Origin of the sequence: Pseudomonas corrugata (genome assembly GCF_001269905.1) — a bacterium.
Classification (GTDB): Bacteria; Pseudomonadota; Gammaproteobacteria; order Pseudomonadales; family Pseudomonadaceae; genus Aquipseudomonas; species Aquipseudomonas corrugata.
Genome location: NZ_LHVK01000004.1, coordinates 1 through 20,481 on the forward strand (window position 1 = coordinate 1; position 20,481 = coordinate 20,481).

The 20,481-nt window shown below is 60.6% G+C and carries 19 protein-coding genes and 2 pseudogenes; 8 read left to right on the top strand and 13 right to left on the bottom strand.

Annotation, left to right across the window (positions count from 1 at the left end; genetic code table 11):
- Positions 1–61: 61 nt before the first annotated feature.
- Positions 62–2,128, bottom strand: a complete 2,067-nt coding sequence (locus tag AD665_RS05505) for a carbon starvation CstA family protein (RefSeq protein WP_053191313.1) — start codon at positions 2,126–2,128, stop codon at positions 62–64.
- 158 nt (positions 2,129–2,286) lie between these two features.
- On the opposite strand from AD665_RS05505, the gene AD665_RS05510 reads away from it, so the two are divergent.
- Positions 2,287–2,643 carry a PilZ domain-containing protein gene (locus AD665_RS05510; RefSeq protein WP_024780335.1) on the top strand — a complete coding sequence of 119 codons (357 nt, stop codon included), beginning with the start codon at positions 2,287–2,289 and terminating at the stop codon, positions 2,641–2,643.
- Positions 2,644–2,662: 19 nt separating this feature from the next.
- On the opposite strand, the gene radA is transcribed toward AD665_RS05510, so the two are convergent.
- The 3 genes from radA to katB form a co-directional block, all read right to left on the bottom strand.
- A complete protein-coding gene (radA, locus tag AD665_RS05515; protein ID WP_024780334.1) occupies positions 2,663–4,030 on the bottom strand; it encodes a DNA repair protein RadA in 1,368 nt (455 codons plus the stop codon).
- A 93-nt stretch (positions 4,031–4,123) separates the two neighbouring features.
- Positions 4,124–4,672: an ankyrin repeat domain-containing protein gene (locus AD665_RS05520; protein ID WP_024780333.1), complete on the bottom strand. Its 549-nt coding sequence runs from the start codon at positions 4,670–4,672 to the stop codon at positions 4,124–4,126.
- A 78-nt stretch (positions 4,673–4,750) separates the two neighbouring features.
- Positions 4,751–6,292 (bottom strand): catalase KatB, encoded by a 1,542-nt coding sequence (katB, locus tag AD665_RS05525; protein ID WP_053191315.1) that lies wholly within the window; start codon positions 6,290–6,292, stop codon positions 4,751–4,753.
- A gap of 280 nt (positions 6,293–6,572) precedes the next feature.
- Here katB and mscL point away from each other — a divergent pair, with 280 nt between their 5' ends.
- Positions 6,573–6,986, top strand: a complete 414-nt coding sequence (mscL, locus tag AD665_RS05530) for a large-conductance mechanosensitive channel protein MscL (protein ID WP_024780331.1) — start codon at positions 6,573–6,575, stop codon at positions 6,984–6,986.
- A 116-nt stretch (positions 6,987–7,102) separates the two neighbouring features.
- On the opposite strand, the gene AD665_RS05535 is transcribed toward mscL, so the two are convergent.
- Positions 7,103–7,879: a ferredoxin--NADP reductase gene (locus AD665_RS05535; RefSeq protein WP_053191317.1), complete on the bottom strand. Its 777-nt coding sequence runs from the start codon at positions 7,877–7,879 to the stop codon at positions 7,103–7,105.
- Positions 7,880–8,172: 293 nt separating this feature from the next.
- Between AD665_RS05535 and AD665_RS05540 the strand changes: the two genes are divergently transcribed.
- Together AD665_RS05540 and AD665_RS05545 are read left to right on the top strand one after the other, a co-directional pair.
- Positions 8,173–8,886, top strand: a complete 714-nt coding sequence (locus AD665_RS05540; protein ID WP_024780329.1) for an autoinducer binding domain-containing protein — start codon at positions 8,173–8,175, stop codon at positions 8,884–8,886.
- 177 nt (positions 8,887–9,063) lie between these two features.
- Positions 9,064–10,194: a methyltransferase gene (locus AD665_RS05545; RefSeq protein ID WP_024780328.1), complete on the top strand. Its 1,131-nt coding sequence runs from the start codon at positions 9,064–9,066 to the stop codon at positions 10,192–10,194.
- Between the two features lie 37 nt (positions 10,195–10,231).
- Here the strand turns inward: AD665_RS05545 and AD665_RS26710 are convergent, their stop codons facing one another.
- Genes AD665_RS26710 through AD665_RS05555 form a run of 3 tightly spaced genes read right to left on the bottom strand, consistent with a single transcriptional unit; the run spans position 10,232 to position 12,866 of the window.
- The gene (locus AD665_RS26710) at positions 10,232–10,396 is read right to left on the bottom strand and encodes a DUF2474 domain-containing protein (protein WP_069018334.1); all 165 of its coding nucleotides are present in this window, start codon (positions 10,394–10,396) and stop codon (positions 10,232–10,234) included.
- Positions 10,397–10,415: 19 nt separating this feature from the next.
- Positions 10,416–11,423, bottom strand: a complete 1,008-nt coding sequence (cydB, locus tag AD665_RS05550) for a cytochrome d ubiquinol oxidase subunit II (RefSeq protein WP_024780327.1) — start codon at positions 11,421–11,423, stop codon at positions 10,416–10,418.
- A gap of 3 nt (positions 11,424–11,426) precedes the next feature.
- Complete coding sequence (locus AD665_RS05555; protein WP_024780326.1) at positions 11,427–12,866, bottom strand: cytochrome ubiquinol oxidase subunit I; 1,440 nt, start codon at positions 12,864–12,866, stop codon at positions 11,427–11,429.
- A 483-nt stretch (positions 12,867–13,349) separates the two neighbouring features.
- Here AD665_RS05555 and AD665_RS05560 point away from each other — a divergent pair, with 483 nt between their 5' ends.
- Positions 13,350–14,600: an MFS transporter gene (locus AD665_RS05560; RefSeq protein WP_024780325.1), complete on the top strand. Its 1,251-nt coding sequence runs from the start codon at positions 13,350–13,352 to the stop codon at positions 14,598–14,600.
- On the opposite strand, the gene AD665_RS05565 is transcribed toward AD665_RS05560, so the two are convergent.
- The 3 genes from AD665_RS05565 to AD665_RS05575 are packed head-to-tail and all read right to left on the bottom strand — an operon-like array spanning position 14,578 to position 18,286.
- Positions 14,578–16,779 (bottom strand): xanthine dehydrogenase family protein molybdopterin-binding subunit, encoded by a 2,202-nt coding sequence (locus tag AD665_RS05565; RefSeq protein WP_053191319.1) that lies wholly within the window; start codon positions 16,777–16,779, stop codon positions 14,578–14,580. The genes AD665_RS05560 and AD665_RS05565 overlap by 23 nt on opposite strands.
- Positions 16,776–17,765, bottom strand: a complete 990-nt coding sequence (locus AD665_RS05570; protein WP_024780323.1) for an FAD binding domain-containing protein — start codon at positions 17,763–17,765, stop codon at positions 16,776–16,778. Before AD665_RS05570 ends, AD665_RS05565 begins: the two co-directional genes overlap by 4 nt.
- Positions 17,762–18,286 carry a (2Fe-2S)-binding protein gene (locus tag AD665_RS05575; RefSeq protein WP_024780322.1) on the bottom strand — a complete coding sequence of 175 codons (525 nt, stop codon included), beginning with the start codon at positions 18,284–18,286 and terminating at the stop codon, positions 17,762–17,764. The genes AD665_RS05570 and AD665_RS05575 overlap by 4 nt, the downstream gene beginning before the upstream one ends.
- A 202-nt stretch (positions 18,287–18,488) precedes the next feature.
- Between AD665_RS05575 and AD665_RS27800 the strand changes: the two are divergent.
- The 3 genes and pseudogenes from AD665_RS27800 to AD665_RS05585 form a co-directional block, all read left to right on the top strand.
- Positions 18,489–18,623 (top strand): annotated as a pseudogene (locus AD665_RS27800) (type II toxin-antitoxin system RelE/ParE family toxin); the annotation flags it as partial.
- Between the two features lie 159 nt (positions 18,624–18,782).
- Positions 18,783–18,926, top strand: a pseudogene (locus tag AD665_RS26720) (type II toxin-antitoxin system RelE/ParE family toxin); the annotation flags it as partial.
- 14 nt (positions 18,927–18,940) lie between these two features.
- Positions 18,941–19,228 (top strand): HigA family addiction module antitoxin, encoded by a 288-nt coding sequence (locus AD665_RS05585; RefSeq protein WP_024780321.1) that lies wholly within the window; start codon positions 18,941–18,943, stop codon positions 19,226–19,228.
- A gap of 6 nt (positions 19,229–19,234) precedes the next feature.
- On the opposite strand, the gene AD665_RS05590 is transcribed toward AD665_RS05585, so the two are convergent.
- Both AD665_RS05590 and AD665_RS05595 read right to left on the bottom strand, forming a co-directional pair.
- Entirely contained in the window at positions 19,235–19,801 is a 567-nt protein-coding gene (locus AD665_RS05590) for a DJ-1 family glyoxalase III (protein WP_024780320.1), read from the bottom strand.
- Positions 19,802–19,949: 148 nt separating this feature from the next.
- The gene (locus tag AD665_RS05595) at positions 19,950–20,393 is read right to left on the bottom strand and encodes a DUF4879 domain-containing protein (RefSeq protein WP_053191321.1); all 444 of its coding nucleotides are present in this window, start codon (positions 20,391–20,393) and stop codon (positions 19,950–19,952) included.
- Positions 20,394–20,481: the final 88 nt, after the last annotated feature.

The window sequence follows — 20,481 nt, forward strand, 5'->3', positions numbered from 1 at the left end:
GGCCTGACCGAGGTATTTACCGAGGCGACTCAAGTCATTGAACATTGTTGCAATCCTCGCGTCAGGCGTCCGGCAGGGCCTGGAATGGTGCTTCTTTATCCGTGCGCTCTTTCGTCCCCCAGGCGGCAACACCGACCTTGATCGCGTAGAACAGGATACTGAGCACCACGAACAGGAACAGCGTTGTCAGCGTGGCGTTGGTGTAGGCGTTGAACACCACATGCTGCATCTGCTCGATGCTCTTGGCCGGGGCCAGGATCTGCCCTGCCGCCAGGGCATCGTTGTATTTGCGCGCCAGGGCCAGGAAGCCGATCGCCGGATTGGCGTCGAACAGCTTGATCAGGCCCGCCGTGGTGGTGCAGATCAGCAGCCAGGCCGCCGGTAGCAGCGTGACCCAGATGTAGCGCTGGCGCTTCATCTTGATCAGCACCACGGTGCCGAGCATCAGGGCAATACCGGCCAGCATCTGGTTGGAGATGCCGAACAGCGGCCACAAGGTGTTGATGCCGCCCAGCGGATCGATCACGCCCTGGTACAGCAGGTAGCCCCACAGCGCCACGCAACCGGCGGTGGCGATCAGGTTGGCGGTCCAGGATTCGGTGCGCTTGAGCGAGGGCACGAACGAGCCCAACAGGTCCTGCAGCATGAACCGCCCGGCACGGGTGCCGGCGTCTACCGCCGTGAGGATGAACAGCGCTTCGAACAGGATCGCGAAGTGGTACCAGAACGCCATGGTGTCCTCACCCGGCAGCACCGAATGCAGGATCTGCGCGATACCGACCGCCAGGGTCGGCGCACCGCCGGCACGGGCCAGGACGGTGGTTTCGCCAATGTCCCGGGCCACCGCCTGCAGCGCGTCCGGAGTGACGGCAAAGCCCCAGCCGCTGATGGTCTGGGCCACGGCCACGACGTCACCGCCGACCACCGCCGCCGGGCTGTTCATGGCGAAATACACGCCCGGTTCGATCACCGACGCGGCAACCATCGCCATGATCGCCACGAAGGACTCCATCAGCATGCCGCCGTAGCCGATGTAGCGGGCGTTGGTTTCATTGTCCAGCAGCTTGGGCGTGGTGCCCGAGGAGATCAGCGCGTGGAAACCCGAGACCGCGCCGCAGGCGATGGTGATGAACAGGAACGGGAACAGCCCGCCCTTCCACACCGGGCCCATGCCGTTGGTGAACTGGGTCAGCGCCGGCATTTTCAGCTCGGGCATGGTGATCAGGATGCCGATCGCCAGGGCGACGATGGTGCCGATCTTGAGGAAGGTCGACAGGTAGTCCCGCGGGGCCAGGATCAGCCACACCGGCAGCACCGCCGCGACGAAACCATAGCCGATCAGCATCCAGGTGATCTGGATCCCGGTAAAGCTGAAGGCCTTGGCCCAGACTGGATCGGCAGCGACCTGCCCGCCCAGCCAGATCGAACCCAGCAGCAACAGCACGCCAATGAGCGAGATTTCACCGATGCGGCCCGGGCGGATATAGCGCATGTAGATGCCCATGAACATCGCGATCGGAATGGTTGCCATCACCGTGAAGATCCCCCACGGGCTCTCGGCCAGGGCCTTGACCACGATCAGCGCCAGCACCGCGAGGATGATGATCATGATCAGGAAGCAGCCGAACAGCGCGATGGTGCCGGGGATGCGGCCCATTTCCTCACGGACCATGTCACCCAGGGAGCGCCCGTTGCGGCGGGTGGACAGGAACAGGATCATGAAGTCCTGCACGGCCCCCGCCAGCACCACGCCGGCGATCAGCCAGAGCGTGCCGGGCAGGTAGCCCATCTGCGCCGCCAGCACCGGCCCGACCAATGGCCCTGCGCCGGCAATGGCGGCGAAGTGGTGACCGAAGAGGATATGCTTGTTGGTCGGAACGAAGTCCAGGCCATCGTTGTTGAGCACGGCAGGGGTGGCCCGGCGCGCATCGAGTTGCATCACGTTGTTGGCGATGAAGAGGCTGTAGTAGCGGTAGGCGACCAGGTAGATGGCCACGGCTGCGACGACGATCCAGAGGGCGTTGATGGGTTCGCCGCGGCGCAAGGCCACTACGCCCAGGGCGCATGCGCCTGCAACGGCCAGCAGGAGCCAGGGTATATGGCGCAGCAGGCTATTATTGTTTTTCATTTTTTTATTCCAGCCAGGGTTGGACAAGAAAGACAGCCACCGAAGTTTAGCCCTAACGACAGCAAAGGCCATCCCGGCATTCTCCTGTCTCCGGTCGAACGGTGACGATGACGCTTCAGTTGGGTCTATAGTCAGTGAATATTCAGAGGGATTGGGCTATGAGCGAACGCCGCCGCTTCGTACGAATCGAGTTTCATGCCAGGACCGAACTGAGCCAGGGCGAGTACATCTGGCCAGTGAAGCTGCTGGACCTGTCTCTGAAAGGCCTGCTGATCGAGAAGCCCGAGCCATGGCTGGGTGACCCCGAGCAGCCTTTCGAAGCCGATATCCACCTGGGCAAGGATGTCGACTTGAAAATGGAGGTTCGACTCGCCCACGACGACAACGGCCACTTGGGTTTTGTCTGCGAACATATCGACCTGGATTCCATCGCGCACCTGCGCCGCCTGGTGGAGTTGAATCTGGCCGATCACAACGAGCTGGAGCGGGAATTGGCGGCGTTGATCCAGATCTGACAGATATGCAGCCGCTGCACTACTCGAACAACGCGTCCAGCGCCTGCTCCAACCGCGTCACGGCAATGATCTGCAAACCTGCCGGCGCTTCCTTCGGCGCGTTGCCCTTGGGCACGATGGCGCGTTTGAAACCATGCTTGGCCGCCTCCTTGAGTCGTTCCTGCCCGCTGGGCACCGGTCGGACTTCGCCCGACAGACCGACTTCACCGAACACCAGCAAATCATGGGGCAGCGGTCGATTGCGCAGGCTGGACATGACGGCCGCCATCAACGCCAGGTCGGACGCGGTTTCCAGTACCTTCACGCCACCCACCACGTTGAGGAAAACGTCCTGGTCATGGGTAGGAATACCACCGTGTCGATGCAGCACGGCCAGCAACATCGCGAGCCGGTTCTGATCCAGCCCCAGCGTGACCCGGCGCGGGTTCGCCAGGTGGCTGTCGTCTACCAGCGCCTGCACTTCCACCAACATCGGTCGAGTCCCTTCCCAAGTCGCCATGACCACGCTGCCCGGCACTTCTTCCTGGGCACGCGTCAGAAAGATCGCAGAAGGATTGGAGACCTCTTTCAGGCCCCTGTCGGTCATGCCGAACACACCCAGCTCATTCACGGCACCAAAGCGATTCTTCACCGCCCGTAACAAACGCAGGCGACCATCGGACTCGCCCTCGAAATACAGCACGGTATCGACCATGTGCTCCAGCACCCGCGGCCCCGCCAGCGCACCTTCCTTGGTGACATGGCCTACCAGGAAGATCGCCGTGCCGCTCTGCTTGGCGTAACGAACCAGCAACGCCGCGCTTTCACGAACCTGGGACACACCACCCGGCGCCGATTGCAGTTGCTCGGTGAAAATCGTCTGGATCGAGTCGATCACCATCACCTTGGGCTTTTCCAGGCGCGCCGTGGCGATGATCGTTTCGATACAGGTCTCGGTCATGACCCGCAACTGATCCTGGGGCAACCCAAGACGCCGCGCGCGCATGGCGACTTGCTGCTGGGACTCTTCGCCGGTGACGTACAACGCCGGCATGCGTGTGGCGATGTTGCACAAGGTTTGCAACAGGATGGTGGATTTGCCGATACCCGGGTCACCGCCGATCAAGACCACCGAACCGTCCACCAGACCGCCACCCAACACGCGGTCCAGTTCACCGGAAGCGGTGGAGAACCGAGGGATCTCCTCGACACTGACTTCGGCCAGGGTCTTGATCTGTGCTTGCTGGCCGGCCCACCCGGTGCGTCCGGTGGGCGCCGCGGCACCGCCACTTTCCACCATGGTTTCGGTCAATGTGTTCCAGGCGCCGCACTCACCGCACTGGCCAGCCCATTTGGGAAAGGTCGAGCCGCACTCGGTGCAGCCGTACATGCGCTTTGCCTTGGCCATCTGAACTCCGGGAGAAAAACCGCGATGATAGCCCAGCTGGTGGCCTGTACGGTCAACTCGAGCACTCAAATCAACCTTACAGGGCACCAGGGTTCAGCGCGGGGCCGGCATTCTGATTTCACCCCGGGCCAGGTCCATCGCGGTATTGCCCAACGGATCCTGGGCCTGGAGGTCGGCGCCCTTGGCCTTCAAGGCGTCGAGCAGCTCCGTACGCTTGAACAAGCCGGCGTACATCGCGGCAGTCTGCCCCGCGCCGTTGCGCTGGTCGGGGCTGCAATCAGTGGATAACAGACGTCGCGCGATCTGCACTTCGCCCTTGAAAATAGCGCCCATCAACGCCGTATTGCCGCGCTTGTCCTGGACACAGGCATCGGCCCCCGCAGCCAGCAGCCGCTCCACCGCAGGGCCATGACCGTGATAAGCCGCCAGGATCAGGGCGGTGTAGCCCTTCTCGTCCTGGGTATCGAGTGAGTAATGAGCGTCGATAAAGGCATCGAGCATGGACACGTCCCCCCGACGGGCGGCGTCGAAATAATAAGTTTGCAACTCTTCTTGTACAGCTGCCGGGTCGGTCGCAGCGGGCTGATCGGCCAACGCGGACAGTGACCAGATGGCAAGCAGGGAACACAGGAAATAACGCATCACGGTGCCTCCTTTTTGACTCAAGACTGTGGGAGCAAGCCTTGCTCCCACAGGGCATGTAGCTGCCAGACTGACGGATCAGTCGGTCAGTTTTTCCGCCAGCGCCTTGACGCGGGCCAGGTCACCTTTGGCGACACGAGCCACGCCGGTGCCATATTCCGGGTCGGCCTTGTAGAGGAACGACAGGATGATGTGCTTGCTCTCGTCATCGGTGGTGGCCAATGACCCACCGAAGCTTTCAATCAGGTCATTGCGTTCCTTCTGGTTGAATGAGCGGTACAGGTCGCCGGCCTGCTTGAAGTTCTGCTCACGCTGGATCTTCGCCTGCTGGGTGCTGCCGCTCAGCGCGGTCTGGCTGTAGCGCGCCGATTGCAGCTCTTCGCGGGGCATCAGGCGACTCGGCTGGTAATTCACCCCGGTGCTGGTGCTCCCAGGGTTCATCGCGCCGTCCTGATTACCGGTGTTCACCGCCACCTTGGGGGCATTGATCGGTAATTGAAGGGCATTGGCGCCTATCCGGTACATTTGCGTATCGGCGTAGGAGAACACCCGCCCCTGCAACAGACGATCCTCCGAAGGCTCGATGCCCGGAACAACATTGGCCGGTGCCATCGCCACCTGTTCGGTTTCCTGGAAGACATTGGCCGGATTGCGGTTCAAAACCATCTGCCCGACTTTACGCTCAGGCACGCCCGGCCAGATCTTGGTTGCATCCAACGGGTCGAAATCGAACTTGGACAAGTCCTGAGGTTTCAGGACCTGGACATACAGGTCCCACTTCGGAAAGTCGCCCTTATTGATATGACTCACCAAGTCGTTGGTCATATGGCTGTAATCCTGCCCTTGAACCTTCACCACTTCTTTCGGATCGAGATTCTTCAAGCCCTGCAAACTTTTCCAATGAAACTTGACGTAGTGGACTTCGCCCTTGGCATTCACCAACTTGTAGGCATGCACACCATTACCGTCCATTTCACGGTAACTGGCCGGAGTACCGGAGTTGGAATACAACTCGGTCAGCGTCCGGGTTGCTTCTGGTACATGGGAGAAGAAGTCGAAACGACGTGAGTCGTCGTCCAGGTTGGTCCGTGGATCAGGTTTGAACGCATGGACCATGTCAGGAAACTTGATGGCATCGCGAATGAAGAAGGTCGGGAAGTTGTTCCCCACCAGGTCCCAGTTACCGTCGGCCGTGTAGAACTTGGTGGCAAAGCCCCGAGGGTCACGCAAGGTTTCCGGCGAATGATTGCCATGTACCACGGCAGAAAAACGCACGAACACGGGAGTGGCCTGCCCTGCCGCAAAGACCTTCGCCTTGGTCAAGTCACTGAGGTCGCTGGACACGGTGAAGGTGCCATGGGCGCCGGTGCCACGGGCATGCACCACACGCTCGGGAATGCGCTCACGATCGAAACGCTGGAGTTTCTGGATCAGTTGCACGTCCTGCAGCAAAGCCGGCCCATTGGGGCCTGCCGTCTGCGAGTTCTGGTTGTCGCCGACGGCCGCTCCGTTGTCGCGGGTCAGGGTGGCAGCGTTGACGGAAAAGGACAGCAGGCCAGCGCTCAGCACAAAAAGAGCGCGACGTTGGGGAAAAGTCCCACCGCCAAGGGAAGTATTCATAGCGTTTCCTCTGATGTTATAGAGCGCATCCATGTGCGCTTGTCAGAGGCTAGTGCCCGAAAAAGCAAAACCTAAATAGAAATGCCGTACCACACTGATAGAGAAAACCTTGTAGGGCGTCCGCTTGAAACCGCGTATCACGCGCGATTGATGGCACTTTGTAAACTTTTAGAAGGGAGCCAGGTCGATAGCTGGGGAGCTTTGTAAGTAGACGTGTCGAGCGAGACGCGTTTAGCTGAATTACACTGCCATTCAATTCATTTATCACAAGGAACTGTTCATGGGCATGTTAAGCGAGTTCAAGGCCTTCGCGGTCAAAGGCAATGTCGTCGACATGGCCGTCGGGATCATCATCGGGGCCGCTTTCGGCAAAATCGTATCGTCATTCGTGGGCGATGTCGTCATGCCTCCGATCGGCCTGCTGATTGGCGGGGTGGACTTCAGTGACCTGGCCATCACTCTCAAGGCTGCCCAAGGTGACGCACCTGCAGTGGTACTGGCCTACGGCAAGTTCATCCAGAGCACCATTGATTTCATCATCGTCGCGTTCGCCATCTTCATGGGCGTCAAAGCGATCAACCGCCTCAAGCGTGAAGAGGCCGTTGCCCCGAGTGCGCCGCCGGTTCCGAGCAAGGAAGAACTGCTGCTGAGCGAGATTCGCGACCTGCTCAAGGCCCAGAACGAAAAGCCCTGAGCGCTATTTGCTGGAGTGGTTCGTCACGCAACGCTGAGGCAGCCCTGATGTGGGGCTGCTACACAGCCCAGCGGGAGCAAGCTCCCTCGCCGCAAGACTCGTGCTTGGCTCTACGCCTACCAATAGTTTTCCACCGCCACCTGGCCCGGCCGCCGGGAAAGGCTCAGTTGCAGGCCCCTGGCCTTGAGCAGCTTGCGCGTGTCGTCGATCATCTGGGGATTGCCACACAACATGACCCGCGAATGCTCCGGCGTCAGCGCTACCCCGGCCGCTCGTTCCAGTTCGCCATTTTCAAGCAGCGCCGTGATGCGTCCGTTCAGTGCCCCGGGATGCTGTTCACGGGTCACGGTCGCGATAAAACGAAACTTATGGGCGTGCTCGGCCAGGTAATCGCGTCGACCCAGCCCGTCGATCAGGTCCTGATACGCCAGCTCCTTGGCCTCGCGGACGCTGTACACGAGAATGATCCGCTCGAATCTCTCCCACACCTCGAAATCCTGGAGAATCGAAAGGAACGGCGCCACTCCCGTCCCGGTGGACAGCAACCATAGATCCCGTCCGTCAACGAAACGGTCCAGCGTCAGGTAACCAAATGCCTGACGATCAACCAACAAGCTGTCATCCGGTTTCAAGCGGCTGAGTTCACTGGTGAACTCGCCATCCGGAACGACGATGGAAAAAAATTCCAGAAACTCGTCGAACGGCGAGGACACCATGGAATAGGCCCTCCAGACGGTATTGCCGTCCGCTTTGACCACCCCCAGCCGGGCGAACTGGCCCGCCCGGAAACGAAAACCACGATCCCGGGAGATGCGCAAGGTAAACAAATGGGAGGTCAACGGCTGCACGTCCAGCAGGGTTTGACGGGTGAACTTCTCTGCGCTGTCGGTCATGAGCCACTCCAAAGGGACGAGGATCACAGTGTCCCGCAAAGTGAGCGTCTTAACCACCGACAAAGAGTAATGGCATTTTAATTACAACTGCTTCACCCACTCACTGGAAACATCTACCAAAGCTGTACAAGTATAAAAAACTTGTAGCAGTAGAAACTTCACGACGTATATTCGTAAATACCGCCCGTAGTCAGTGACATTAAAAATTCTAACTACTGCGTAGGAAAAGTCCTACACTGTGTGTTCGCACCAGATTGGATCCACGCAGTTGAACGTCAATCCAGGAGACGACGATGGACAAGTGGAAGGACTTACAGTTAAGGAAATTATCCTGCGAAAAAGACCTGCAGACAGCCTATCGCCTGGTCCTGAATTTCTTTAATAATCAAGGCTTTGAATTTTGTGCATTTGCATCTTATCTCGGCAGCCCGGTTAAACATGCCAGCAAGGTGAACCTGAACAACTACCCCTATGGTTGGGACAGGTTATATGAACAGAATGGCTATGCCTCCAGCGACCCAGTAGTAGCACACTGCAATCAATCGCCTCTTCCCATCCTTTGGGATGAGAGTCTTTTTGTCCAGGCACCCAAGTTATGGCTTGAACTGAATCGACAAGGTCTCAGATATGGTTGGACACAAGCCGTTCATGACGACCATGGGGGTCACTGCAGTCTTTTCAGCCTCGCTCGGACTCACTCTCCTATCGATATCGAGGAACATTATGGAAATCTCGGCTACGCCATCTTCGCCAGTCGACGACTGCATGCGCTGGCGAGCAGGAGAATGGCAGACACCACTGCAACCACGCAGAAATGCCATTTGTCACCGAGGGAAATCGAAGTACTGAGATGGTCAGCCGAAGGGAAGACCGCGTCGGAGGTAGGCAGGATATTGTGTCTTTCCGAACGCACAGTGAACTTCCATGTCTGCAGTTGCATGCGAAAGCTGAACGTCAGCAATAAGATTTCAGCCGTGGCCAAGGCGGCTCACATCCATGTGATCTGATCCGGACCGGCCTTGCAGACTTTGAAAACCCTCGGGTAATGCGCAGCAAAAAAAAGTACCATCACGGCCCCACTTGAATGATGTCGCCCTCAGCACCCGACGTAGTTCATTCAGGCGGCCCGCTGAAGCACCTGCCTCAGAGCAGCGGGACATTCGTCGATTGCCAGAGTCCCAACCATGCCTTTGCTTGTCAGTCCCTTCGCCCAACTCGATCTGATCCGCCAACCCGAACAGCCGAACGAACCGCTGCAAGCTTTTGATGCAGCCGATGAATACCTGCTCGCTCACCTGGCCGAACAGCAACCGACTGCAAGTACTCGGGTCCTGGTGCTCAATGACGGATTCGGTGCCCTCGCCGCCAGCCTGAGCGGCCAGGTTGAAGTAACCAGCAGCAGCGACTCGTTCCTGGCATTGCAAGCGTTGCAGAAGAACCTGGTTCGTAACGGACGCCCCTTCGATGCGGTGCCGACGTTGCCGGCCAGCGAGCCGTTGACCGGGCCCTTTGACCACGTCCTGATCAAAGTGCCGAAGACCCTGGCCCTGCTGGAAGAACAACTGATTCGCCTGCAAGGCCAATTGGCTCCCGGCGCCCAGGTGGTCGCTGGCGCGATGATCAAGCATCTGCCCCGGGCTGCCGGCGACCTGTTGGAGCGTTACATCGGCTCGGTGCAGGCGTCACTGGCGGTGAAAAAGGCTCGCCTGTTGATCGCCACGCCGCAAGCCGTCTCGTCAGCCCCCCAGGTATCCCCCTACCCCACCCGCTACACGCTGGACGAGCCGAAGATTGAATTGCTCAACCACGCCAACGTGTTCTGCCGTGAAGGACTCGATATCGGCACCCGGGCGTTCCTGCCGCATCTGCCAGCCAACCTGGGGACAGCCCAGGTCGCGGACCTGGGATGCGGCAACGGCGTGCTGGCCATTGCCAGCGCCCTGCGCAACCCCGACGCCTGCTACACGTTGGTGGATGAGTCCTTCATGGCCGTGCAATCGGCCGCCGAGAACTGGCGAGCCGCCCTGGGCGAGCGCGAGGTCATCGTACGGGCCGGCGATGGTCTGGCCGGGCAACAGGCGCAGTCGCTGGACGTGGTGCTGTGCAACCCACCATTCCATCAACAACAAGTGGTGGGCGATTTCCTGGCCTGGCGAATGTTCCAGCAGGCCCGTGAAGCGCTGGTGGTCGGCGGCGCGCTGTACATCGTCGGCAACCGGCACCTGGGCTATCACAGCAAACTGGCGCGGTTGTTCCGCAGCGTCGAGCAAGTGGCCGCGACCCCGAAGTTCGTGATTCTCAAGGCTCGGAAATAACTGGCGCGGTGGGGGCAACGTTGCCCCCAGCGGCCTATCAATGGGTGGTCAGCCCCGCGGCATTCATGAACATCCGCATCAGGCTGGCGACGATGAACAGCGCCAGCACACTGCCCACCCAGATTCCCGCCAACCAACCCAGACGCTGCCAGAGCGGTTTGCGTTCGGCGGCTTCGATATCTTTCAAATCCGGCTTGGCCATTCAACCCCCCGCAGCTCGATCAATGGTAACCGTCATCATGGTTCACCTTGCCCCGGAACACGTAGTAGCTCCAGAAGGTGTACACCAGGATCAACGGGATAATGAACAAGGTACCTACCAGCATGAAGCCCTGGCTCTGGGGCGGCGAGGCGGCATCCCAGATCGAGATGGACGGCGGCACGATGTTCGGCCACAGGCTGATGCCCAGGCCGCTGTAGCCGAGGAATATCAGCACCAGCGTCAGGATGAACGGCGTGTAGTGCGCGTTGCGGGCGACCGCGCGGAATAACCCATACATCGTCACCAGCACCAGGACCGGCACCGGCAGGAACCAGAACAGGTTCGGCAAAGTAAACCAGCGAGCGGCGATATCGGCGTGGGCCAGCGGTGTCCAGAGGCTGACGATGCCGATCACCGCCAGCACCACGAAAGCCAGCGGTCGGGCGAGGTCGTGCATCTGCTCCTGCAATTTGCCTTCGGTCTTCATGATCAGCCAGGTACACCCGAGCAAGGCATAGGCCGCGATCAGGGCCAGGCCGCAGAACATCGTGAACGGCGTGAACCAGTCCAGAGAACCGCCGGCGAACTGGCGATTGACCACCTGGAACCCGTCGATGAATGCGCCCAGCGCCACGCCCTGGAAGAAGGTGGCCGTCAGCGATCCACCAATGAACGCCTTGTCCCAGAGATGCCGTTTCTCGGCCTTGGCCTTGAAGCGGAACTCGAAGGCGACACCGCGAAAGATCAGCCCGATCAGCATCAGGATCAACGGCAGGTAAAGCGCCGACAGCACCACCGAGTAGGCCAGCGGAAACGCCCCGAACAGACCGGCACCGCCCAGCACCAGCCAGGTTTCATTACCGTCCCAGACCGGCGCCACGGTGTTCATCATCACGTCGCGGTCGCGCTCGCCCTTGATGAAGGGGAAAAGAATGCCGATCCCCAGGTCGAAACCGTCCATGATCACGTACATCATGATGCCGAAGATGATCACCACGGCCCAGATCAGCGGAAGATCAATACCCATGACTCAATTCCCCTTGTTCGAGCGGTCGTTGTGGTCCATCTCTTCGTCGCCCTCGTTGGCGGCCGACAATGGCCGCGCCGGGGTACGTTTCTGGCCCGGGCCGCCATCGGTCGGCTCGACCTCGTGGGCCACCGGCCCCTTGCGCACCAGGCGCATCATGTAACTCAGGCCGGCACCGAAGAGCGCGAAATAGACCACGACGAACAACACCAGGGTGATGCTCATCTGAGCGAAGCTATGCCCGGACGAGGCATCGGCCGTGCGCATCAGGCCGTAGACCACCCACGGCTGGCGACCGATCTCGGTGGTGAACCAGCCAGCCAGGATCGCGACCAGGCCGGACGGGCCCATCCACAGCACCAGATGGAGGAACGGTCGTGATTGATAGAGCCGGCCGTTGCGACGCAACCAGAAGCTGCACAGACCGGTGAAAATCATCAGCAGCCCCAGGCCCACCATGACCCGGAACGACCAGAACACGATGGTCGAATTCGGTCGATCCTCAGGCGGGAACTCCTTGAGGGCCGGTACCTGCTTGTCCAGGCTGTGGGTCAGGATCAGGCTGCCCAGATAAGGAATCTCCACGGCGAAGCGGGTCTTCTCCGCCTTCATGTCCGGCAGGCCGAACAGGATCAGCGGCGTGGGCTCGTTGCCGACGTTTTCCCAGTGACCTTCAATGGCCGCGATCTTCGCCGGCTGATGCTTGAGGGTGTTGAGGCCGTGAAAGTCGCCAATGACCGCCTGTATCGGCGCCACCACCAAGGCCATCCACATCGCCATCGACAGCATGCGGCGGATGGCCGGGTTGTCGCGCCCACGCAGCAGATGCCAGGCCGCCGATGAGCCGACAAAGAACGCCGTGGCGACAAACGCCGCGGTGGCCATGTGCAGCAGACGATAGGGAAACGAAGGGTTGAAAACCACCGCCAGCCAGTCCACCGGGATGACCCGGCCATCAACGATTTCATAGCCCTGGGGCGTCTGCATCCAGCTGTTGGAAGACAGAATCCAAAACGTCGAGATCAGCGTGCCGATCGCCACCATGACCGTGGAAAAGAAGTGCAGGCCCCGGCCGACGCGACTCCAGCCGAACAACATCACGCCGAGGAAACCCGCTTCGAGGAAGAACGCAGTGAGCACCTCATAGGTCAGGAGCGGTCCGGTCACGGCTCCCGCGAAGTCCGAGAAGCGGCTCCAGTTGGTGCCGAACTGATAGGCCATGACCAACCCGGACACCACCCCCATGCCGAAGTTGACGGCAAATATCTTCGACCAGAAGTGGTAAAGATCGCGGTAGGTGTCGTCGCGGGTCTTGAGCCACAAGCCTTCGAGCACCGCCAGGTAACTCGCCAGACCGATGGTGATCGCCGGAAACAGGATGTGGAACGAGATTGTGAATGCAAACTGGATCCGGGCGAGATCGAGCGCCTCCAAACCGAACATAAGTCTTCCTCTATCAGGTAAAACCGGCTGCGGGTGGCCTGCATCACGCCCCCTCGGATATGGAGTGCGATGCCTTCCAAATCGTTCTTTTTAAAACCGTCACGACGCAGCTATCTGGCCGAATGGGCCACCAGGTCAATGCCTCGAACGGTATTGATCTGGATCAAGCAATGTTCAAAGCGTAGTCGCATTCTTGCCGATGAACGGCGTGGTCTTTTGTCGCGTGACAGGTTGACTCAGTGGCTGGCAACGCTGTTGCAGCTTGGCTGTGCTACAAATTTGTGGGAGCAAGGCTTGCCCGCGATGCAGGCACCCCGGTCTCGGGGGGGACTTCGAACAGCATCGCGAGCAAGCTTTGCTCCCACAAGAAATTCGGTGCTCCACCCATAGATCGATGTTTGGCTAACTATTTTTCCGCTGGTCGCAACTTCCAATTACAGCTCGGTGATAATCTCGTTGCCTTCATCAGTGGATCCGTCATCGATGCCCAGCCAAGCGCCAACGCTGCTCCGTCACCACCGCCCCTTCATCGCCTTCTGGCTGGCCCGGATCTTCACCGCCAGCGGCTTTCAGATGCTCACTGTGGCCATCGGCTGGAACCTCTACCAACTGACCGGCAACGTCCTGGACCTGGGCCTTGTCGGGCTGGTGGAATTCGCGCCGCGAGTGTTGTTCATGTTGCACACCGGGCATGTAGCGGACCGCTATGACCGGCGCAAGGTCGCTGCGATCTGCCAATCGTTGCAGGCGATGATTGCCCTGGCGCTGGTCCTCGGCAGCGCCACCGACCAAGTCACCCGCGAGATGATCTTCATCCTCGCCTTCCTGCTCGGTGCCGCCCGCTCCTTTGAAATGCCGACCACCCAGGCACTGTTGCCAAGCATAGTGCCCTCCGCGCTGTTCCCTCGTGCCGTGGCCGCCGCGCAATCGGCCCAGCAATCGGCGACCATCGTCGCCCCGGCCCTCGGCGGCTTGCTGTATGCCTTCGGCAGCGTCTGGGTCTACGGACCGACCGTAGTGCTCTACCTCATCGCCTGCTGCCTGATGCTCAACCTGCCCGCTCGCCAGACGCCGCTGAACAAAGGCAAGGCGACCCTGGACTCACTGCTGGCCGGGATCCGCTTCATCCGCAGCCGCCCGGACATTCTCGGCGCCATTTCCCTGGATCTGTTTGCGGTACTGCTGGGCGGCGCGACGGCACTGCTGCCGGTATTCGCCAAGGACATCCTGCTCACCGGTCCCTGGGGCCTTGGCCTGTTACGCTCGGCTCCGGCGGTGGGAGCCCTGCTGATGTCGCTGTGGCTGGCGCGGTTCGCCGTGGAGCGCAACGTGGGCCGGGTGATGTTCACCGCCGTGGGTGTGTTCGGCGTCGCCACTATTGCGTTCGGCCTCTCCACGTCGTTCTGGTTTTCCCTGGCGGTGCTAGTGGTGCTGGGGGCGGCGGACATGATCAGCATGGTGATCCGCGCGTCCTTCGTGCAGTTGGAAACTCCGGATGAAATGCGCGGCCGGGTCAGCGCGGTGAACGGGCTGTTCATTGGTGCCTCGAACCAGTTGGGCGAGTTCGAATCCGGCCTGACCGCCCACTGGTTCGGCACGGTGCCGGCGGTGGTCATGGGCGGTGTCGGCACGCTGCTGGTGACCGGGGCCTGGATCAAACTATTCCCGACCCTGGCCAATCGCGACCGGATGCATGAGCCGATGGACGACGCTAAAGCAACTTATCCAGGGTGATGGGGAAATCCCGGATCCGCTTGCCGGTGGCGTGATAAATCGCATTGGCCACGGCCGCCGCCACGCCGACGATACCGATTTCACCGACACCCTTGGAGCCCAGCGCATTCACAATTTCGTCCTGTTCCTCGACGAAAACCACATCGATGTCACCGATATCGGCGTTCACCGGCACGTGGTACTCGGCCAGGTTGTGGTTCATGTGGCGACCCAGGGCATGGTCGGTCAGGGTCTCTTCATGCAACGCCATGCCGACGCCCCAGACCACGCCACCGAGGATCTGGCTGCGGGCCGTTTTCGGGTTGATCACCCTGCCTGCCGCAATGGCACTGACCACCCGATTGACCTTCACCGTCCCCAAGTCCTCGTCCACCCAGACTTCGACGAACACCGCCGAATGCGTGGCGGTGGCATAGGCCTGGCGCTTCTTATCCGGCTCGGCGGTCACCTGGACCTGTAACGGCGTTTCACCACTGTTTCGCGCCAGCTCCGCCAACGACACGCAGGCATCGCCCAGGCGCAACTGACCGTCGGCCAACGTCACCAGCTCAAGGGTCGCGCCGCTGAAGGCCGGACAGGTCTGCCGGGCCACGGCCAGCAGTTTTTCCTTCAGGGCCTCACACGCCTGTTGCACCGCGGTGCCCACCGACGAGACGGTGAACGAGCCGCCTTGCAGCGGCGCGGTAGGCAGGGACGAATCGCCCAGGATGAAACTGACGTTTTCCAGGGCAACCCCTGACGCCTCGGCGGCGATCTGAGTCATGACCGTGTAGGTGCCGGTACCAATGTCCGTGGTGGCGCTGCTGACGGTCAGCTTGCCATCAGCCGCCAGCGAAGCCTGTGCGCTGGCCTTCTGCTGCATCGCTTCCCAGACGCCGCCCGCCATACCCCAGCCCACCAGTTGCCGGCCTGTGCGCATGCTGCGTGGCTCCGGATTGCGCTTGTCCCAGCCGAAACGCCGGGCGCCCTCGGCATAGCACTCGCGTAACGCCTTGCTGGAGTAAGGTTTGCCTTCGTTCTCGTTACGCTCGGCATAGTTGATCAACCGTAACTGGAGCGGATCGATCGCCAGGGCACAGGCCAGCTCGTCCATGGCGCATTCCAGGCCGATCAGCCCGAGCGCAGCGCCGGGCGCTCGCATGTCCAGCGGCGTGTAGACATCCAACGGCACCAGTTTGTAGGCCAGCTCCACGTTGTCGCAGTGATAGAGCATGCCGCTCCACTCCACCACGTGCTCGGTGAAGTCTTCGAAGCGCGAGATCTGGCCGATGGCGGTGTGCGCCACGGCCAGCAACCGTCCATTGGCCGCAGCGCCCAATTGCAGGCGCTGAAAGGTCCTCGGCCGGTAACCGAAGGTAAACATTTGCTGCCGCGTCAGGCTGACCCGTATCGAGCGCTTGAGCGCCAGCGCGGCCATCACCGCCAGGGGCAGTTGGTATTGCGGCCTCAGCCCGGAGCCGAAGGCACCACCGACAAACGCGGCGAACACGCGCACCTGTTCTTTGTCGAGCCCGAACACCTTTTGCACGTAGGCCTGGCAGTTTTGCGTGCCCTGGGTCTTGTCATGGATGTGCAGACTGCCGTCAGGTTGGTACAGCACAGTGCTGGCGTGGGGCTCCATCGGGTTGTGATGCTCCACGGGGGTGCTGTAAGACACATCCACATTGATCGCGGAACTGGCGTATTCACCCTGAAAATTCCCACGGGGCTTGGGCAGTTCGGCCGGTGCCGCATGGGCTTCGTTTTGCAGGATGGTCAGATCGGTCTGATGGTCTTGGGCTTCATATTCGATTTCAATGAGTGAACCGGCGTAACGGGCCAGTTCGAGATTTTCCGCAACCACCAGGGCCAGCGGCTGGCCACTGTAGAGCACCTGGTCGTTGTACAACGGCCGGAACGGCGAACCGTCCGCTGCATCGGCATCCTGGTAGGGCTCATCATAGCTGGCGATTCTGGGCCGATTGGTATGGTCGATCACCGCGACCACGCCGGGCAGCGCCAGGGCTCGGGAGGCATCGATGCGCACTACGCGGCCACGGGCGAGGGTGCCGGACACGATGCTGCCGTGCAGCAAGCCTTCCTCGGGGTACTCGCCCGCATAACGGGCCTGGCCTGTCACCTTGAGCAGACCATCGACCCGGTCCAGCGGCTGTCCTATGGGTTTGTTCGGAGCATTCATCTGGCGTGTCCTCCCAGTGCGGCATCGCTCAAGGCGCGAATGATCGCCCGACGTGCCAGCCTGACCTTGAAGCCGTTGTGTGCCAATGGCTCGGCGTGCTGCAACAGCGCATCGGCGGCAGCCGTGAAGGTTTCGCGGCTGACGGTCTCGCCCGCCAGCCAACTCTCCACGGCCCGGTCGCGCCAGGGTTTGTGGGCCACGCCGCCCAGGGTCAGGCGCGCCTGGCGGATGACCGGCCCGTCCAGCTCCAGCGCCGCCGCCACGGATACCAGCGCAAACGCGTAGGAAGCCCGGTCCCGAATCTTCAGGTAATGGCTGTGTTCGGCAAAACCGGCGGCAGGCAACTCGATGGCGGTGATCAGTTCGTCATCGGCCAGTTGGTTGTCCCGCTCCGGTGCATCTCCGGGCAGACGGTGGAAGTCGGCGAACTCGATGGTCCGCGCACCACCCCGACCGAGGACATGAACCACTGCCTCGAGGGCGGCCAGTGCGACACACATGTCGGAAGGGTGGGTCGCCACGCAATGATCGCTGGCGCCGAAAATCGCATGGATCCGGTTCAAACCGTCCCGCGCCGGACAACCACTGCCGGGCCGGCGCTTGTTGCAGGGCACGTTGGCGTCATAGAAGTAATAACAGCGGGTGCGTTGCAACAGGTTGCCGCCGGTGCTGGCCATGTTGCGCAGCTGCGGTGAGGCACCCGCCAGGATCGCCTGGGATAACAGCGGATAACGACGCTCGATCCACGGATGCCAGGCCAGATCGGCATTGCTCACCAAGGCGCCGATCATCACGCCGCCGGAAGGCGTTTCACTGAGGTCCGCCAAGGGCAATCCGGTTATGTCGATCAAGTGTGCGGGCCGGGTGAGGTTTTCTTTCATCAGGTCCAGCAGGTTGGTACCGCCGGCGATGAAGCGTGACGAGGGGCTCGACAAGTCGATGGCCGCCTGAACGGTGTCGGGCTTGCTGTAGTGGAAGGGGTTCATTGGTCATCCCCCTGCTGCTGGCACAGCGGCAACGCCTCTTCGATCGCGTCACGGATGTTGTTGTAGGCGCCGCATCGGCACAGATTGCCACTCATCAGTTCGCTGATCTGTCCGCTCGTCTGCGCCCTCCCCTCGTTGACCAGCCCCACCGCCGAACAGACCTGTCCAGGCGTGCAATAGCCGCACTGGAAAGCGTCGTGCCTGATGAACGCCTGCTGCATGGGATGCAGTCGGTCACCGTCGGCCAAGCCTTCAATGGTGGTCAGCTCGACGCCGTCGCACATCACCGCCAGGGTCAGGCAGGCATTGATGCGCTTGCCATCGCGCAACACCGTACAGGCACCGCATTGGCCGTGATCACAACCTTTCTTGCTGCCCACCAGATCCAACTGCTCGCGCAACAGGTCCAGCAGCGTAGCCCAGGGCAACACCTGCAATTCACGCACTTGCCCATTAAGAGTCAGACGGATCGGATGACGGACGAAGGACGCCTGCGTCGCTTCGGACAGGGTCGCGCTCATGGAACACCTCACGGTTGGTCGTACACGCGGCGTTTTGGAAAACCGCCGTCATAAGGGGTACGACTTCGGGGTGAGGTGAGTGTTCAAGGTAATTGCACAGACCAAGGACAAGCACCAACATTGCGCGACGCATAAATTTGTCGGCCATGTGCGGTATATAGATACCGCACCGAGTGTAATGTATCGCCTTACACTCTTTTCCATGACTAAATCCTTCCAGCACAAAGGTCTTCGCATTTTCTATGAAACGGGTTCGACTCGTGGCATCCGGGCCGACCATGGAAAGCGCCTGGCTCGCATGCTTCAGTTCATGGACAGGGCGACCGCACCGAACGACCTAGTGTCCTGTTTCGCAAATACGTTCTTTTTTGACGAGTGGCTGTTGTCGTCAGGCAAGGCGCCGCGACGAGTCATAGCCCCGCTATGGCGAGGAACGGCAACGCAGCATGACGGCAACAGACACCGTCAAAAAAAGCAGTATTTGTGATACAGGACACTCGATATCCCGGGATGGCGCCTGCACCCACTCAGGGGAGAACTGGCTGAATACTGGTCCCTGATCGTTTCGGGAAATTGGCGAATCATTTTTCGTTTTATCGGATCGGATATCGAACTGGTCGATTATCTGGATTACCACTGACAGGAGGCTGGAAAATGCCCATGCACAACCCGCCACACCCTGGCGAAACGTTGTTGATGGACGTACTGCCCGAATTGGGTATCACCGTCACCGAGCTGGCACGGCACCTTGGCTTCGCCCGGCCTCATCTCTCTCGGGTGTTGCATGGCCATGCACCTGTCAGCCCGGATCTGGCTGTTCGCCTGGAACGGGCAGGGATCGGGAAGGCCAGGGTCTGGTTGGGGGTTCAGACCGACTACGACTTATGGCAAGCCGAACAGCGCGAACAACCTGTTATCGAACCTTTCCCACAGCACGCCTGACGTCTGTCAGGCCAGCAACTCCGCCGCCACCACAGCCCGCACGCCTTTGCCACTGAGCTGTTCCACCAGCGTCAAGGCAAACGCCAGGGCGGCCGCCGAGCTCTGGGCGGTGATGCAGTTGCCGTCCACCACCACGGGTTGATCGACGAAACTGCACCCGGACAATTGCTGGCTGACGGCGGGCAGGCACGTCATGCGCCGCTGACGCAGGACGCCGAAAGCCTGCAGCGCCAATGCCGGCGCTTCGGCAATGGCGGCGAAGAAACGTCCGGTGGCAGCCTGATCCTTGATCAACTGTTGCAGGGGCTGATGAGCCGCCAGGTGCTGGGCACCGACAATGCCACCGGGCAGGACGATCAGGTCGAAGTCCTGCACGAGCATATCCACCAACATGCCATCGGCCGTCAGGCGTGTACCGCGGGCACAGGTCAGCATCCGTCGCCCTTCGATACTCGCCACGACCACTTCGACCTGCGCCCGGCGCAGCACATCGATCAGGGTGACGGCCTGCAAGTCGTCGACCCCTTCGGCAACGACGATCAGGGCCCTGGGGATCTTGGTTCCAGGATTCATGGCGACTCTCCGCTGAGTGATTACTGGAAGCCTAGTAGGAGCTGCCAAAGGCTGCGATCTTTGATTTTGATCTTCCGCTCGGGACTCGACCGACCGGGGAAAGATCGCAGCCTCGCTTCGCTCGACAGCTCCTACAGAGCCAGGCGGGCTATTTGATGTACAACTGGGTCGACATGCGATTGCCTGGGGCGTTGATCGACGTATTGCTGAAATTGAAGGTGCCTTCCTGCTTGCCCTTCAGGTCGAAGATATACAGATAGCCGACCACTTTGGTTCGGATGGAACAATCATTGAGATTGCCATTGCTGAACGCACACACCGGCGAACGGGTGCCGTCGACTTCGAAACCGTCGAGCGTGACATGGGGCTGGTGGCCGTAGCCAACCTCCAGCACGTAGACCTTGATATTCGGGCCTCGGTGGTCACATCGGGTCTGTGCCTGGCCTTCGGTAATGTCTTCAAAGCCACAGGCCGGCGACTCGACCTTGAGCACCTTGACCTGGCTCAAGGGAGGAGCCGATGCGGCATTGACGATCTGTCCGGGCAACCACAAGGCCACTGCGCATGCCACTGTCAGCAGATTTCTTTTCATGCGACACCTAATCGACCTCCGGGAACCGCGCGCAGTATGGCCCTCTTTTTGCTTCGATAAAACATCGACGACGATCGCAGTCACATCG

What these genes read in the sequence shown, in the direction of transcription:
- AD665_RS26710 (WP_069018334.1), bottom strand. Translation starts at nt 10,396, where the DNA reads ATGGCCAAGCCGGATTTGAAAGATATCGAAGCCGCCGAACGCAAACCG.
- katB (WP_053191315.1), bottom strand. Translation starts at nt 6,292, where the DNA reads ATGAATACTTCCCTTGGCGGTGGGACTTTTCCCCAACGTCGCGCTCTT.
- cydB (WP_024780327.1), bottom strand. Translation starts at nt 11,423, where the DNA reads ATGGGTATTGATCTTCCGCTGATCTGGGCCGTGGTGATCATCTTCGGC.
- AD665_RS05590 (WP_024780320.1), bottom strand. Translation starts at nt 19,801, where the DNA reads ATGAATCCTGGAACCAAGATCCCCAGGGCCCTGATCGTCGTTGCCGAA.
- AD665_RS05570 (WP_024780323.1), bottom strand. Translation starts at nt 17,765, where the DNA reads ATGAACCCCTTCCACTACAGCAAGCCCGACACCGTTCAGGCGGCCATC.
- AD665_RS05540 (WP_024780329.1), top strand. Translation starts at nt 8,173, where the DNA reads ATGGACAAGTGGAAGGACTTACAGTTAAGGAAATTATCCTGCGAAAAA.
- radA (WP_024780334.1), bottom strand. Translation starts at nt 4,030, where the DNA reads ATGGCCAAGGCAAAGCGCATGTACGGCTGCACCGAGTGCGGCTCGACC.
- AD665_RS05510 (WP_024780335.1), top strand. Translation starts at nt 2,287, where the DNA reads ATGAGCGAACGCCGCCGCTTCGTACGAATCGAGTTTCATGCCAGGACC.
- AD665_RS05585 (WP_024780321.1), top strand. Translation starts at nt 18,941, where the DNA reads ATGCCCATGCACAACCCGCCACACCCTGGCGAAACGTTGTTGATGGAC.
- AD665_RS05565 (WP_053191319.1), bottom strand. Translation starts at nt 16,779, where the DNA reads ATGAATGCTCCGAACAAACCCATAGGACAGCCGCTGGACCGGGTCGAT.
- AD665_RS05520 (WP_024780333.1), bottom strand. Translation starts at nt 4,672, where the DNA reads ATGCGTTATTTCCTGTGTTCCCTGCTTGCCATCTGGTCACTGTCCGCG.
- AD665_RS05560 (WP_024780325.1), top strand. Translation starts at nt 13,350, where the DNA reads ATGCCCAGCCAAGCGCCAACGCTGCTCCGTCACCACCGCCCCTTCATC.
- AD665_RS05505 (WP_053191313.1), bottom strand. Translation starts at nt 2,128, where the DNA reads ATGAAAAACAATAATAGCCTGCTGCGCCATATACCCTGGCTCCTGCTG.
- AD665_RS05545 (WP_024780328.1), top strand. Translation starts at nt 9,064, where the DNA reads ATGCCTTTGCTTGTCAGTCCCTTCGCCCAACTCGATCTGATCCGCCAA.
- AD665_RS05555 (WP_024780326.1), bottom strand. Translation starts at nt 12,866, where the DNA reads ATGTTCGGTTTGGAGGCGCTCGATCTCGCCCGGATCCAGTTTGCATTC.
- mscL (WP_024780331.1), top strand. Translation starts at nt 6,573, where the DNA reads ATGGGCATGTTAAGCGAGTTCAAGGCCTTCGCGGTCAAAGGCAATGTC.
- AD665_RS05575 (WP_024780322.1), bottom strand. Translation starts at nt 18,286, where the DNA reads ATGAGCGCGACCCTGTCCGAAGCGACGCAGGCGTCCTTCGTCCGTCAT.
- AD665_RS05595 (WP_053191321.1), bottom strand. Translation starts at nt 20,393, where the DNA reads ATGAAAAGAAATCTGCTGACAGTGGCATGCGCAGTGGCCTTGTGGTTG.
- AD665_RS05535 (WP_053191317.1), bottom strand. Translation starts at nt 7,879, where the DNA reads ATGACCGACAGCGCAGAGAAGTTCACCCGTCAAACCCTGCTGGACGTG.